Below are 13,844 nucleotides of genomic sequence, written 5' to 3'. Positions count from 1 at the left end.
GGGGTAGGCGGGCCGTACTCTGCGGCGAAAACAGTTGACGCTGACAGGGTCGCTCATGCAGCCTTTAAGAAAAGGTAAAGAACTTTCTACAGAATGTGTTCGCAAACAATGGAAAAGGGGGAGGACATCCATGTCATCCAAACTTGCAAGATCTGGCGTGGCCATCGCCGCGCTGGCACTGTGCGCCGCGCTGTCGCCGACAGGGGGCTGGGCCGGAACCACCATTGTCATCGGGTTGCAGCAGGAGCCGACCTCGCTGGATCCGACGGCGGATGCGACCGCGTCGATTGACGGGATGCTGACGCAGAACCTGTTCGAATCGCTCACCACCGTGAACGAGGCGGGCGAGGTGCTGCCACAACTGGCGGAAAGCTGGACCGTGTCCGAGGACGGGCTGACCTATACCTTTGACCTGGTGGATGGGGCCATGTTCCATGACGGCACCGGGTTCGATGCCGAGGACGTCAAGTTCAGTTTCGACCGGGCGATGGCGGAGGATTCGGTCAACCCGTCGAAAGGTCTGTTCAAGCCGATTGAAAGCGTGACGGTTGTCGATGCGGGCACGGTCGAGATCAAGCTGAAGCAGAAGGACGCGTTTTTCCTGTTCAACATGGCGCAGGGTGACGTGTCTATCGTGGCGCCCGAGTCGGTTGAGGCCAACAACGCAAACCCGGTCGGCACCGGGCCGTTCAAATACGACAGCTGGACGCGGGGCGACAAGCTGGTGCTGGTCAAGAACCCCGATCATCGCGATGCGGGTTCTGTCGCCTTGGAGCGGGTCGAGTTCAAGTTCATCGCCGATGCGGCGGCGGCCTCGGCGGCGCTCTTGGCCGGCGAAATCGACGCGTTTCCCGGATTTCCGGCGCCCGAGCTGTTGCCGCAGTTCGAGGCCGATCCGCGGTTCAAGGTGGTGACCGGATCGACCGAGGGCGAGGTGATCCTGGCGATGAACAATTCCAAGGCGCCGTTCAACGATATCCGGGTGCGGCAGGCGGTGAGCCATGCCATCGACCGGGGCGAGATCATCGACGGCGCGATGTACGGGCAGGCGGTGCCGATCGGCAGTTTCTATCCGCCGCACGGGCCCGCCTATGTCGATCTGACCGGCACCTATCCGCATGACACCGCCAAGGCCAAGGCGCTGTTCGAAGAGGCGGGGGTTGCCGGGACGACCATGACCCTTCGGGTGCCGCCGTTTCCCTATGCCACGCGCTCGGCCGAGATCATCCAGGCGCAGCTGGCCGAGGCCGGGATCGACGCCAAGGTGGAGAATGTCGAATGGGGGTTCTGGATCGACGAGATCTACAAGAAGCTCAATTATGACATGACGATCATCGCCCATACCTCGCCCAATGACATGGGCAATTTTGCGCGCGGGCCGAAGTATTTCTATGGCTATGACGATGCCGGCTACACCGACCTGTGGAACCGGATCAGCGCCGAGGCCGATGACGCGGCGCGCAATGCGCTGCTGGCCGAGGCGCAGAAGTATCTGGCCGATCAGGCGGTGCACGGGTTCCTGTTCCAGCTGCCGCAGCTTGGGGTCTACAAGACCGGGGTCGAGGGGTTCTGGGATTCACGTGCTGTGCTGTTCCAGCCACTGGCGGGTGTGTCCGTGAACTGACCGGAAAGGCGGCGCGCCGGGTGGGCCGGCGCGCTGCTGCCGACTGATGGGGTACTTCCTTTTCCGCCGCACGATCAGTTTCGTTTTGACCCTGCTGGCCGTGTCAGTGGTGGTCTTCGCGGTGATGAACATCCTGCCGGGCGATCCGGCGCTGTCGATCCTGGGGCTGGATGCGACCGAGGACGCATTGGCCGCGCTGCGCGAGGAGCTGGGGCTGAACGAGCCTGTGCTGAGCCGCTATCTGGCCTGGATCGCGGGGGCGGTGCAGGGTGATTTCGGGATCAGCCAGTCGTTCCGCGTGCCGGTGTCCGAGCTGATCGCCGAGCGGCTGCCGCTGACGGTGTCGCTGGCGATCTCGGGCATGGTGGTGACCGTGATCCTGGCGGTTGCGCTGGGCGTTGCCGCCGCCGCCAACCATGGCAAGGCGGGGGACTGGGGTATCATGTTCCTGAGCCAGCTCGGTATCGCGGTACCGGCGTTCTGGCTGTCGATCCTGTTGGTGCTGCTGTTCGCGGTCAAGCTGCGCTGGCTGCCGCCCGGCGGGTTTCCGGGCTGGTCGGAACCGGCGGCGGCGGTGAGGTCGCTGATATTGCCGACGGTGGCGCTGGCGCTGGTGCAGTCGGCGGTGCTGGCGCGGGTGACGCGGTCCTCGGCGCTGGAGGTAATGCGGCTCGACTATATCCGCACCGCGCGGGCGATGGGGTTTTCGCGGCGGAGGGTGCTGTGGCGGCATGTGCTGCCCAATGCGTTGATCCCCATCGTGACCATCGTGGGCCTGCAATTCGCGGCACTGGTGACCGGGACCATCGTGATCGAGAACGTGTTCTATCTGCCCGGTCTGGGGCGTCTGATCTTTCAGTCCATCGCAAATCGCGACCTGCCGACGGTGCAGGCGCTGGTCATGCTGTTTGCCGCCATCGTGGTAACCGCGAATTTCATCGTCGATCTGCTGTACCTGGCAATTGATCCCAGGCTGAAGGCGCGGTCATGACGAGACTGCCACCAAACCTGATCATCGGCGCGGTGCTGGTGGCGCTGGTGGCGGGAACCGCCGCGCTGTCGCTGGTGTGGACGCCGCATGACCATACGCTGCTGAACATCCGGGGCAAGTTCGCGCCCCCGTCCGAGCTGCACTGGCTGGGCACCGATCAGCTGGGGCGGGATGTGTTCTCGCAACTGATGGTGGCGGCGCGCAATTCGGTCGCCGTGGCGCTGATCTCGGTCTGTCTGGGCGGGGTGATCGGGGTTGCGCTGGGGCTTCTTGCCTCGGCCATGGGGGGCGTGGTCGAGGATGTGATCATGCGCATCGCCGATATCGGTTTCGCCTTTCCGGCGCTGTTGTTCGCGATCATGCTGGCGGCGGTGTTCGGTCCGTCGCTGATGGTGGCGATCATCGCCATCGCATTTATCAACATCCCGGTATTCGCGCGGGTGACGCGGGCCTCGGCCAACCAGATCTGGACCCGCGAATATGTCTATGCCGCGCGGGCGGCGGGCATGGGGCGGGTGACGATCTCGCGCGATCATGTGCTGCCCAATATCGCGGCGCCGATCATCGTGCAGGCGACCATCGAGTTCGCCATCGCGATCCTGGCCGAGGCGGCGCTGAGTTACCTGGGACTGGGGGCGCAGCCCCCGGCGCCGTCCTGGGGGCGGATGCTGTCCGAGGCGCAGACGCTGATGTATCTGGCGCCGCAACTGGCGATCTATCCGGGGTTGTGCATCGTCACCGCGGTGCTGGGGTTCAGCCTGTTGGGGGACGGGCTGCGCGACGTTACCGACCCCAGACTGGTACGGCAGCGATGATCGAGGCGGCAGGGCTGACGGTGGATATGGGGGCGGGGCAGGCGGTGCGCGAGGCGTCGTTTGTCATCGCGCCGGGCGACCGCATCGGCATCGTGGGCGAATCGGGCTGCGGCAAGACCATGCTGGGGCTGGCGCTGATGGGGATGGTGCCCGATGCGGGCCATGTGAACGGCAGCCTGACAGTTGACGGGACCCAGATGGTGGGCGCGGGCGAGGCGACCTGGCAGCGGCTGCGCGCCCGGCGGGTCGCGATGATCTTTCAGGAACCGATGGCGGCGCTGAACCCGATCAAGCGGGTGGGCGAGACCGTGATGGAGCCGATGATGGTGCATCTGGGACTGGGCCGCGACGCGGCCCGCGCCCGGGCGCTGGAGCTGTTCCGGGAAGTGGGCATTCCCGATCCCGAGGCGCGGCTGCGCCAGTTCCCGCACGAGATCTCGGGTGGGCAGCGGCAGCGGGTGCTGATCGCGCTGGCGCTGGCCTGTGATCCGGGGGTTCTGATCGCCGACGAGCCGACCACGGCGCTGGATGCCAACGTGGCACTGCGGGTGACGCAGCTGCTGGTCGGGCTGGCCGAGCGGCGCACCATGGGGCTGGTGTTCATCTCGCATGACCTGGCCGCCGTTGCGCGGGCGACGGAGCGGGTGATGGTCATGTATGGCGGCGATATCGTCGAGCGGGGGGCGACGGGCGAGGTGCTGGTGCGCCCCCGGCACCCCTATACGCAAGGGCTGCTGTCGGCGCGGCCCAGCCCCGGCAACATGCGCGCGACAGGCGGGCGGCGCGGACGCCTGCCGACCATCCCCGGCAGCGTGCCGCCCCTGGCCGAGCTGGCGCCCGGTTGCCGGTTTTCTGGCCGCTGCCCGGTCGAGCTGGACATGTGTCGGGGCGAACGGCCGCCGCTGCGGGGCACCATGATCTGTCACCGGGCGGAGGAGGGCGCATGACGCTGCTGTCGGTCGAAGCGGTGACGCGGCGCTATCGCCTGCCCCGGCAGGCGCTCTGGTCGCCGCCGCCGGTGCTGACGGCGGTCGATGCCGCCAGTTTCACGCTGGAGGCGGGGCGGACGCTGGGCGTGGTGGGGGAATCCGGGTCGGGCAAGTCGACGCTGGCGCGCATGGTCATGGGGTTCGAGCGCCCGGACGCGGGCCGTATCCTGTTTGACGGGCAGGATCTGGCGGCCTTGCCGCCAGCCGCGCTGCGCCGGTTGCGGCCCCGGTTCCAGATGGTGTTCCAGGACCCATATGGCAGTCTGGACCCGCGCCGCACCGTGGGCTGGTCCATTGCCGAGCCGCTGCGCGCCACCGGGGCAGAGGAGCGCGGCAAGGTGGCCGAGGCGCTGGACCATGTCGGCCTGCGCCCGGCGGATGCGGGGAAATACCCGCATGAATTCTCGGGCGGGCAGCGCCAGCGTGTCGCCATCGCGCGCGCCATCGTCACCCGGCCCGCGCTGTTGGTGGCGGATGAGGCGGTGTCGGCGCTGGACATGTCGGTGCAGGCGCAGATCCTTAACCTGCTCATGGACTTGCAGGATGAGCTGGGGCTTGCCATTCTTTTCATCAGTCACGATCTGGCGGTCGTGAGCAGCATCTGTGACCACGTTCTTGTGATGGAACACGGCAAGACGGTGGAGCAGGGTGCGGTGGCGCAGATCATGCGCAGTCCCGGGACCGCGTACACGAAATCGCTTTTGCAGGCTGGCGGACTATTATGACACGTATCGTTCATCTGACGGATCTCCATGTCTCTCACCCCGATGTGGGCGACCCATCGTTGCGGACGGATACGGCGGGCATGCTCAGGCATGTGGTCGGCCTGATCAACGCGATGGACCCGGCGCCCGATCTGGTGGTGGCCAGCGGCGATCTGACCAATACGGGCGCGGTGCCGTCCTATGAGTTGCTCAGGGAGATCCTGGCCGATCTGGTGCCACCGCTGGTTCTGGCGCTGGGCAATCACGACAAGCGGTCGGCGTTTGCGCAGGTGTTCGGGACCGGCACCGGCGATGGGCCCTATTTTCACGACCGGGTCGTGTCGGGTCTGCATGTGATCACACTGGATACGCTGGTTCCGGGGCGGGTGGCCGGGCGGATCGACGCCGAACAGATCGCCTTTCTCGACGCCGCGCTGGACCGGGCGCCGGATCTGCCCAAACTGGTGGTCGCGCATCACCCGCCGCATATGGACGCGCGCACGCTGCCCTGGGCCAGTCTCGACCCCGAAAGCTCGCGCGTGTTTGGCGAGACGCTGGAGGGGCGGGGCGTGGTCGGGGTGCTGTCGGGGCATGTGCATCTGGACCAGGTGCATCACTGGCGGGGAGTGCCGGTGGTCACCTGCATGGGGTTGAATTCGACGGTCGATATCCTGGAGCAGCGCGACATGCGGATTGTCGAGGGCACCAGCATGGGCCTGTGCATCTTGCGGCCGCACGGGTTGTCGGTGGCCTTTGCGCCGCTGTCGCCTGAGCGCCGCGAACTGGCGGTGCTGGAAGAGGCGCGGTTGCGCGCGTTCCGATGACGATGATCAAGCACCCCAAGCGGCATCTGATCCTGCCCGGCGTGCAGAACCTGCGCGATCTGGGCGGGTATCCGACGGCTGACGGCAAGCTGACGCGTTGGCGGCGGGTGCTGCGCGGCGACGGGCTGCACCGGATCACGGCAGAGGGGCTGGATGCGCTGGGGAGTGAGGGGCTGACCTCGGTCATCGACCTGAGGTCGGCGGCGGAACTGGCCGACGAGCCGAACCCCTACCTTGGGCATCCCGACGTGCTGTTCCATCACCAGCCGGTCTATGACGATCTGGCGCCCACGATGCAGCGCATCCGCGCGGGCGATCACGACGATCCGCTGGTGCCGTTCTATTTGACAGCGCTGATCGAGCGGGGCGAGGCGGTGCGCGCGGTGCTGGCACGGATTGCTGTGGCGCCGAAAGGGGCGGTGCTGTTTCACTGTACCGCCGGCAAGGACCGGACCGGGATCATCGCGGCGCTGCTGTTGGGCACGGCGGGAGTGGAGCGGGAGACCATCCTGGCCGACTATGCGCTGACCGGGGAGTTCATCGCGGCGCTGGTCGCGGAGCTGCTGGAGCGGACGCGCCAGAGCGGCGGCGATGCCGAGGCGCATGCCCGGTTCCTGGCCTGCGCACCGCCAACCATGGCGGCGATGCTGGATCATATCGACCGGCGGCATGGTTCAATCGAAGGATATCTGAAGGATATCGGACTGGCGGCGGGCGATATCTCGGCCCTGCGTGAGCGGCTGCTGATGGGGTAGGGTACCCGCTCAGATATCCGAGAAATAGTCCTCGTCCACCGAGCGCAGCACATAGGTGCGCCGCGCCCGGACGCCGACCTCGTGCTTGATCATCAGGCGGGCAAGGCGGTCGCCGTTGATCAGGACGATCCGTTGCTGGACCCGCGCGACATAGTCGCGCGCCTCGCGCGAGAAATCCGAGGTGGTGACAAACACGCCCTTGGTCGCGCCCTCGCCGGTCAGCGACCCGACAAAGGCATTGAGCGCGGGACGGCCCACCTTGTTGTCGGGGGCATAGCGTTTGGCCTGGACATAGACCGCGTCGAGGCCAAGCTCGTCCTCGTTGATGATACCGTCGATGCCGCCATCGCCGGAAAGGTTGGTCTGCAACCCGCGCTCCAGATCGCCGCCGCCATAGCCCATGGCGATCAAGAGATCGACAACCAGCTTTTCGAACCGGGCGGGAGAGAGGGAGAGGACGGCTTCGAGAACCTCCGAAGCCAGAGCATCCGCAATCTGTGATAGCGCCTGTTCAATCTGTTCTTGCGGGGTCGAGAAAACCGGAGAAAGCGGTGTTTCGGTGAACTCGGGATCTCCATTTTTGGCCGGTGCGGCCGAGCTTTTCCACGTGCGGTATGGGGCGAATTCTTTCAGTTCGGACAAAGACAGTTCTGATTTTGGTCCGGCCAGAACAGCGCGGCCAGTATCGGAAATGACGTAGAACCCTCGTTTGGGACGTACGATGAGACCCGCCTTCATCATGTGGAAAATCGCCCAATCCGCGCGATCAAATACCCGAGTGCGCAGTCCACTTGGAATAGTTTCTTCCATCTGTTCCGAGGTGAGACCGAATGCCCGTTGAAGGTCAGGCAAGCATTCCCTTGCATTGGTCGCGCCATTTGCCAAGGCCCTAAGGCATGGGAGCATGACTTCGTTCATGTTCGGGATTGCGGAGGTCAAGCCCTCTTCTCCCCGATCTTCGCCACGCCCAGCACTTCGAGTACCTTGGCCTCGATCTGGGGGGCGTTCATGCCTGCGATGGCGTACATGTCCTCGGGGCTGGATTGGTCGATGAACGTGTCGGGCAGGACCATCGAGCGGAATTTGAGCCCGTGGTCGAAGACGCCCTCGTCCGAGAGCAGTTGCGCGACATGGCTGCCGAAACCGCCGACGGCGCCTTCTTCGATGGTGATCAGCGCCTCGTGATCGTGAGCCAGTTGCAGGATCAGGTCGCGGTCGAGCGGTTTAGCAAAGCGGGCGTCGGCGATGGTGGGGGTGATCCCCTTGGCCGAGAGCGCCTCGGCGGCCTTTTGCACCTCGGCCAGCCTTGTGCCAAAGGAGAGGAGCGCGACGCGGGCGCCTTTCCGGATCATCCGGCCCTTGCCGATCTCCAGCACCTTGCCCTGTTCGGGCATCTCGACACCCACGCCCTCGCCGCGCGGATAGCGGAAGGCGATCGGGCCGTCGTCATGCGCGGCGGCGGTGGCGACCATGTGGACCAGTTCGGCCTCGTCGGCGGCGGCCATGACCACCATGCCGGGCAGGTTGGCCAGATAGGCGATGTCGAAACTGCCCGCATGGGTGGCGCCGTCGGCGCCGACCAGCCCGGCGCGGTCGATGGCGAAGCGCACCGGCAGGCGCTGGATCGCCACATCATGCACGACCTGATCGTAACCGCGTTGCAGGAAGGTCGAGTACATCGCGCAGAAAGGTTTCAGCCCGCCCGCCGCCAGCGCGGCGGAGAAGGTCACGCCATGCTGTTCGGCGATACCCACGTCGAAACAGCGCGAGGGGTAGCGTTCGGCAAAGAGGTTCAGCCCTGTGCCGTCGGGCATGGCGGCGGTGACGGCGACGATCTTGTCGTCGCGGGCGGCCTGATCGACCAGCGCCTTGCCAAAGACCGAAGTATAGGAGGGTGCGTTCGAGGGCGCCTTTTTCTGCTCGCCCGTCACCACGTCGAATTTCGCGGTGGCGTGCCCCCGGTCGCGGGCGCGTTCGGCGGGGGCATAGCCCTTGCCCTTTTTGGTCAGCACATGCAGCAGGATCGGGCCGGTGGCGCGCGCCTTGATGGTGCGCAGGACCGGCAAGAGCTGGTGCATGTCGTGCCCGTCGATGGGGCCGATATAGGAAAACCCGAGCTCCTCGAACAAGGTGCCGCCGACGGCCATGCCCTTGAGCATTTCCTTGGCGCGCTTGGCGCCCTCGCGGAAGGGTTCGGGCAGGAGCGAGACCGCGCCCTTGGCGGCGGCTTTCAGTTCCTGGAACGGGGCCTCGGCATAGAGGCGGGAGAGGTAGTTCGACAATGCGCCGACTGGCGGGGCGATCGACATCTCGTTGTCGTTGAGGATGACGATCAGGCGCTTTTTCAGGTGGCCCGCGTTGTTCATCGCCTCAAACGCCATGCCAGCGGACATGGAACCGTCGCCGATCACGGCAATGGCGTCGCCAAGCCCTTCGGGCGTCACCCCGCCCAGGTCGCGCGCCACGGCAAACCCGAGTGCTGCACTGATCGAGGTGGAGCTATGGGCGGCGCCGAACGGGTCATAGGGCGACTCGGAGCGTTTGGTGAAGCCCGACAGACCGTCCTTCATCCGCAGGGTGCGGATGCGGTCGCGGCGTTCGGTCAGGATCTTGTGCGGATAGCACTGGTGGCCGACATCCCAGATCACCTTGTCGCGGGGGGTGTCGAACACCGCGTGCAGCGCCACGGTCAGTTCCACTACGCCCAGACCCGCGCCCAGGTGGCCGCCGGTGACCGAGACGGCCGAGACGGTCTCGGCCCGAAGCTCGCCCGCGAGCTGGGTGAGCTGCGCGTCGGAGAACCGTTTCAGGTCCGCCGGACGGGTCACCTGGTCGAGAAGCGGGGTATGCGGGCGGTCAGACATGGTGTCCTTTGCGGTTCAGTTCTCGCGCGCAATAACGAAGCGGGCGGCTTCCTTCAAGGTTTCGGCGCGGGCGCCATAGGGGGCGAGCGCATCGCAGGCCTGATCTACAAGGTCGCGAGCGCGGGTTTTGGCGGCGTCGAGGCCCAGGAGCGAGACAAAGGTGGCCTTGCCCGCGCTGGCGTCCTTTTGCAGCCGTTTTCCCGCCTTTTCGGCATCGCCTTCGACATCCAAGATGTCGTCGGCGATCTGGAAAGCAAGCCCCAGCGCGCGGGCATATTGGCGCAAGGGGGCCGGATCGGCCCCGGCCAGCACCGCCCCGGCGGCGGCGGACCATTCGATCAGGGCACCAGTCTTGCCCGCCTGAAGGTGCGTTATCTGGTCGAGTGTCAACGGTGTGGGCGCGGTTTCGGCGGCGATGTCCAGCGCCTGGCCTAGCACCATGCCCCGCGCGCCCGCCGCCTGCGCCAGCGAGAGCGCCAGGGTAGCGCGGGTCTCGGCGGTGCCGACCTCGGGGCGGGTACACAGCTCGAAGGCCAGCGAATGCAGCGCGTCGCCCGCCAGAACGGCGGTGCCCTCGTCCCATTTCACATGGGCGGTGGGACGGCCCCGGCGCAGGTCGTCGTCGTCCATGCAGGGCAGGTCGTCATGGACCAGGCTGTAGGCATGCAGCGCCTCGATGGCGGTGGCGGGCCAGATCGCGCGCGCCTCGTCCACATCATGCAGCCGGGCGCTTTCCAGCACCAGAAAGCCGCGCAGGCGCTTGCCGCCCTCGGTGGTCCAGGCCATGGCGCGGGTGATGTCGAGCGGCTCCAGCGCGCCCAGCACAGTGTCGAAACTGCGCTGGATCAGCACGGCGTCCTGCGCCAGCCTTGCGCCGAACATGGTCAGAGACCTTCGACCGGTTTGGTGCCCGTCGGCTGGCCATTGGAGTCGAGCGTGATGGCGGCAACCTTTTCCTCGGCGCGCTTCAGCTCGTCCTCGCAGCGTTTTTTCAGCGCCGCGCCGCGTTCATAGAGCGCGATGGATTGATCCAGCGCCACATCGCCGCGTTCAAGCTGACCGACCACGGTTTCCAGCTCTTTCATCGCCTGTTCAAAGCTCATCTGGTCGACGGGGGTCTCGGTCATGTCGCGGCCTTTATCAATTCCTGTACATGCGCGCGCGTTGCGGCGGCGAGCGCGTTCAGATCATAACCGCCTTCGAGAGTCGAGACGATACGGCCCTGGCACAGCTCTTGCGCCAGGGTGCAAAGCTCGGCGGTGAGCCATGCGAAATCTGCGGTGGACCAGTTCAGGTTGGCCAATGGATCGTCCTGATGGGCGTCGAACCCGGCGGAAATGATGATAAGCTCGGGTTTGAAGGCGCGCAGACGCGGGAAGGCCTGGGCCGTGTAGGCCGCGCGCATCTCGGCGCCACCGGTGCCGGGGGCCAGCGGGATGTTGAGGATCTGGCCGTGGGCGCCATCCTCGTCCGGGCGGCCCGAGCCGGGCCAGAGCGGCATCTGCTGGCTGGTGATCAGCAGCGCGCGCGCCTCGTCCCACAGAAGGTCCTGGGTACCGTTGCCATGGTGCACGTCGAAATCCACCACCGCGACGCGGTTCAGCCCGTGATGATCGAGCGCGTGTTTCGCGGCCAGCGCGGCATTGCCGAAGAGGCAGAAGCCCATCGCGGTTTCGCGTTCGGCGTGGTGGCCCGGCGGGCGGATGGCGCAAAAGGCGTTCTGCACCTCGCCGCCCAGCACCATGTCGACGGCGCGCACCACCGCGCCTGCGGCACGGAACGCGGCATCGACCGAGCCGGGCGACAGGAAGGTGTCGCCGTCGATCTGGGTGAACCCCTCCTCGGGCCGTGCATCGCGGATATCGGCGATGTAGCCCGCAGGATGGATGCGCAGCAGGTCGTCTTCGGCGGCCAGCGGCGCAGTGACGCGGCGCAGGTCGAGCGGTTCGAGGGCGTGAAGCACATGTTCGAGCCGGGCCACCCGCTCGGGGTGGCCGGTGGGGGTGACATGGTTTAGGCAGTCGGCATGGGTGATCAGGGCGGTTGTCATGGCGCGCACGCTAGCAACGCGCGGGCGGCTCTGCAAACGCTCTGTCCCCTCGGGTTCAGTTGATCGTCGCCAGAAGTTCGGGGGCGGTCACCAATTGCCGCACGCCGTGGCTGTGATCCTCGTTGAACACGTTGCCCTTGGCGCCCCAGTTCTGGAGCGAGCTGTAGGAGAGTTTCATGCATTCGGGCCGCACGCTCCATGTTACATGCATGGGCGAACAGACCTCTTGCGTGTAGCTGGGTCCGGTGGTCGAGCCGAGGAAGACCACGGGCTGGCCGGTGCCCGAGGGCAGCGATTTGGGCTGGTGTACCCCGCCCGCCACATGGCCGTCATAGGCGAAGGCGGCAAAGTCGGCGGCGTTGTCGTCGTTGACGATCAGGAACACCTGCGATTCGACCCGCAGGGAGGGGTTTGTGCAGGCGTCCGAAAAGCAGGAACCCAGCGTCGGGCCGGGATCGACATCGCAGGTGGTATAGACCCAATGCACCTCGATCGTGTCGCCGGGTTTTACACCGTGAAAGGTCTCGTGCCCCTCGGGCGCGGTCAGCTCGGCGGCTGTCAGGCTGTCGGTGCCGTTGCATTTCCAGCCGCCATGTTCGCCCTCGCCACCGGGGAGCGAGAAGCCGGGCCCCTTGTGTTCGGCATTGGTATGCGTGTGGATGTCGCAGAGGTTCATCCCGGCGGCCTCGGGCGCGCGGGGAAAGCTGACAGGGTTGGTGCCGATGGCGCTGGCGACGTCGCGGGGGGCTTGCGGGCCGAACCCCTGACAGAGGGTTTGGGCGCTGGCGGGCAAGGCCAGTGCGAGAAAGGCGAATGAAAGAATGCCGGTGCTATTCATGAACGGAACCCCGCTGTTGCCGATGGGTTCAGGTTATCATGAAAGGCGCCGCAGCGGATGAAAAAGCCTGCTCTAGTCGGTCGCCAGCATGTAGCCCGCGCCGCGCACCGTTTGCAGGTAGCGCGGCTGTTTCGGGTTTGGTTCGATCTTGCGGCGCAGGCGGGTGATCTGCACGTCGACCGCGCGTTCCTGGGCCTGGCCCCGGTCGCGGCCAAGTTCCTCGACCAGTTTGCTGCGCGAGAAGGCCTCGCCCGGACGGGCCGAGAAGATTTTCATCAGCTGGTTCTCGGTGGCGGTGAGACGGACGATCTGGTCGCCCTGCCACAGTTCGCCCCGCTCGATATCGTAGCGGATGGGACCCAGTTGCAGGAATTTCGGGGCGGTGTCCTGTGCCGGTGTGTCCGGCACGCGGCGCAGGATGGCGTTGATCCGGAGCAAGAGTTCGCGTGGCTCGAAGGGTTTGGCGAGATAGTCGTCGGCCCCGGCCTCGAGCCCCGCGATGCGGTGTTCGGTCTCGCCGCGCGCGGTGAGCAGCAGGATCGGGGTGGTGAGGGTTTCGCGCAGCGACCGGGTGAGGCTGACGCCATCCTCGCCCGGCATCATCACATCCATCACGATCAGGTCGAAATCGAGCCCCGAGAGCACCCGGCGCGCATGGGCGGCATCCCGGGCGGCGGTCACGAGGAAGCCGTTGCGCATCAGGAATTTCTTGAGCAGGTCGCGGATACGCTCGTCGTCGTCGACGATCAGCAGATGGGAATCGAGTGTGGTCATGTGGTGCTGTCCCGCAGGTTGGCGTAGGTGCGGCGCATCTCGCGGTCCATCATCGCCTCGAGTACCTGGCGGAACCCGGCGACGGCCTCGGGCCCGGCCTCTTTATAGGCGCTGCGCATGCGGACGCGCTGGGCGTCCGAGAGTTTGGATTCGAGTGCGGCGCCTTCGGGGGTCAGGAAGAGGTGGCGTTCGCGCTTGTCCTGGGTGCCGACCCGGCTTTCGACCAACCCGTCGGCGATCAGGGTGCGCAAAACGCGGTTGAGCGACTGTTTGGTGACGCCGAGGATGGCCAGCAGGTTGTTCACCGTGGTGCCCGGCGCCCGGTTGATGAAGTGGATCGCGCGGTGATGGGCACGGCCATAGGCCATTTCCGCCAGAATCCGGTCAGGATCGGCGGTAAAGCCACGATAGGCGAAGAACATCGCCTCGATCCCCTGACGCAACTGCTCGTCGGTCAGGAACAGCAGGCTTTCGCCGCCAAAGCTTTGGGCGGGCCGCGCGTCGGACATGATGTGCCTCTTCCTTGGTTCGGGGCAGCTTATGTCAGTCTTGTTGACATTCCAATACGGAACAAGTATCGAGTCGCAGTTTTTGCGCAACATTGTGTCCGGTTCGG

General features: G+C 65.9%; 15 protein-coding genes and 1 pseudogene. 7 read left to right on the top strand and 9 right to left on the bottom strand.

Features of this window, described 5'->3' with window-relative positions; translation table 11 throughout:
- The first annotated feature begins 130 nt into the window (after positions 1-130).
- Genes OEZ49_RS17765 through OEZ49_RS17735 form a run of 7 tightly spaced genes read left to right on the top strand, consistent with a single transcriptional unit; the run spans position 131 to position 6,702 of the window.
- Entirely contained in the window at positions 131-1,624 is a 1,494-nt protein-coding gene (locus OEZ49_RS17765) for an ABC transporter substrate-binding protein (RefSeq protein WP_263389565.1), read from the top strand.
- A gap of 46 nt (positions 1,625-1,670) precedes the next feature.
- Positions 1,671-2,615, top strand: a complete 945-nt coding sequence (locus OEZ49_RS17760; RefSeq protein ID WP_164128451.1) for an ABC transporter permease — start codon at positions 1,671-1,673, stop codon at positions 2,613-2,615.
- Entirely contained in the window at positions 2,612-3,430 is an 819-nt protein-coding gene (locus tag OEZ49_RS17755) for an ABC transporter permease (RefSeq protein WP_263389564.1), read from the top strand. Before OEZ49_RS17760 ends, OEZ49_RS17755 begins: the two co-directional genes overlap by 4 nt.
- On the top strand, positions 3,427-4,377 hold the full coding sequence (locus OEZ49_RS17750) for an ABC transporter ATP-binding protein (RefSeq protein WP_263389563.1): 951 nt from the start codon (positions 3,427-3,429) through the stop codon (positions 4,375-4,377). Before OEZ49_RS17755 ends, OEZ49_RS17750 begins: the two co-directional genes overlap by 4 nt.
- Positions 4,374-5,144 (top strand): ATP-binding cassette domain-containing protein, encoded by a 771-nt coding sequence (locus tag OEZ49_RS17745; protein ID WP_263389562.1) that lies wholly within the window; start codon positions 4,374-4,376, stop codon positions 5,142-5,144. The genes OEZ49_RS17750 and OEZ49_RS17745 overlap by 4 nt, the downstream gene beginning before the upstream one ends.
- Positions 5,141-5,947 (top strand): metallophosphoesterase family protein, encoded by an 807-nt coding sequence (locus OEZ49_RS17740; RefSeq protein WP_263389561.1) that lies wholly within the window; start codon positions 5,141-5,143, stop codon positions 5,945-5,947. Before OEZ49_RS17745 ends, OEZ49_RS17740 begins: the two co-directional genes overlap by 4 nt.
- On the top strand, positions 5,944-6,702 hold the full coding sequence (locus tag OEZ49_RS17735) for a tyrosine-protein phosphatase (protein WP_263389560.1): 759 nt from the start codon (positions 5,944-5,946) through the stop codon (positions 6,700-6,702). Before OEZ49_RS17740 ends, OEZ49_RS17735 begins: the two co-directional genes overlap by 4 nt.
- 9 nt (positions 6,703-6,711) lie before the next feature.
- On the opposite strand, the gene OEZ49_RS17730 is transcribed toward OEZ49_RS17735, so the two are convergent.
- The 9 genes and pseudogenes from OEZ49_RS17730 to OEZ49_RS17695 form a co-directional block, all read right to left on the bottom strand.
- On the bottom strand, positions 6,712-7,344 hold the full coding sequence (locus OEZ49_RS17730) for a restriction endonuclease (protein ID WP_263389559.1): 633 nt from the start codon (positions 7,342-7,344) through the stop codon (positions 6,712-6,714).
- A gap of 33 nt (positions 7,345-7,377) precedes the next feature.
- Positions 7,378-7,608: pseudogene (locus tag OEZ49_RS23075) on the bottom strand (winged helix-turn-helix domain-containing protein); the annotation flags it as partial.
- Positions 7,609-7,637: 29 nt separating this feature from the next.
- On the bottom strand, positions 7,638-9,566 hold the full coding sequence (dxs, locus tag OEZ49_RS17725) for a 1-deoxy-D-xylulose-5-phosphate synthase (RefSeq protein WP_263389558.1): 1,929 nt from the start codon (positions 9,564-9,566) through the stop codon (positions 7,638-7,640).
- A gap of 15 nt (positions 9,567-9,581) precedes the next feature.
- On the bottom strand, positions 9,582-10,448 hold the full coding sequence (locus OEZ49_RS17720; protein WP_263389557.1) for a polyprenyl synthetase family protein: 867 nt from the start codon (positions 10,446-10,448) through the stop codon (positions 9,582-9,584).
- 2 nt (positions 10,449-10,450) lie between these two features.
- A complete protein-coding gene (locus tag OEZ49_RS17715; protein ID WP_044027791.1) occupies positions 10,451-10,693 on the bottom strand; it encodes an exodeoxyribonuclease VII small subunit in 243 nt (80 codons plus the stop codon).
- On the bottom strand, positions 10,690-11,616 hold the full coding sequence (locus tag OEZ49_RS17710) for a histone deacetylase family protein (RefSeq protein WP_263389556.1): 927 nt from the start codon (positions 11,614-11,616) through the stop codon (positions 10,690-10,692). The genes OEZ49_RS17715 and OEZ49_RS17710 overlap by 4 nt, the downstream gene beginning before the upstream one ends.
- Before the next feature lie 55 nt (positions 11,617-11,671).
- Positions 11,672-12,454 (bottom strand): delta-class carbonic anhydrase, encoded by a 783-nt coding sequence (locus OEZ49_RS17705; RefSeq protein ID WP_263389555.1) that lies wholly within the window; start codon positions 12,452-12,454, stop codon positions 11,672-11,674.
- A 72-nt stretch (positions 12,455-12,526) separates the two neighbouring features.
- The gene (locus OEZ49_RS17700) at positions 12,527-13,228 is read right to left on the bottom strand and encodes a response regulator (protein ID WP_263389554.1); all 702 of its coding nucleotides are present in this window, start codon (positions 13,226-13,228) and stop codon (positions 12,527-12,529) included.
- A complete protein-coding gene (locus tag OEZ49_RS17695) occupies positions 13,225-13,737 on the bottom strand; it encodes a MarR family winged helix-turn-helix transcriptional regulator (RefSeq protein ID WP_263389553.1) in 513 nt (170 codons plus the stop codon). Before OEZ49_RS17695 ends, OEZ49_RS17700 begins: the two co-directional genes overlap by 4 nt.
- Positions 13,738-13,844 lie beyond the last annotated feature (107 nt).

Origin of the sequence: Ruegeria marisflavi (assembly GCF_025673445.1) — a bacterium.
Classification (GTDB): Bacteria; Pseudomonadota; Alphaproteobacteria; order Rhodobacterales; family Rhodobacteraceae; genus Ruegeria_B; species Ruegeria_B marisflavi.
Note: the sequence above shows the minus strand (reverse complement) of the source record. Positions and strands in the feature narration are given on the sequence as shown.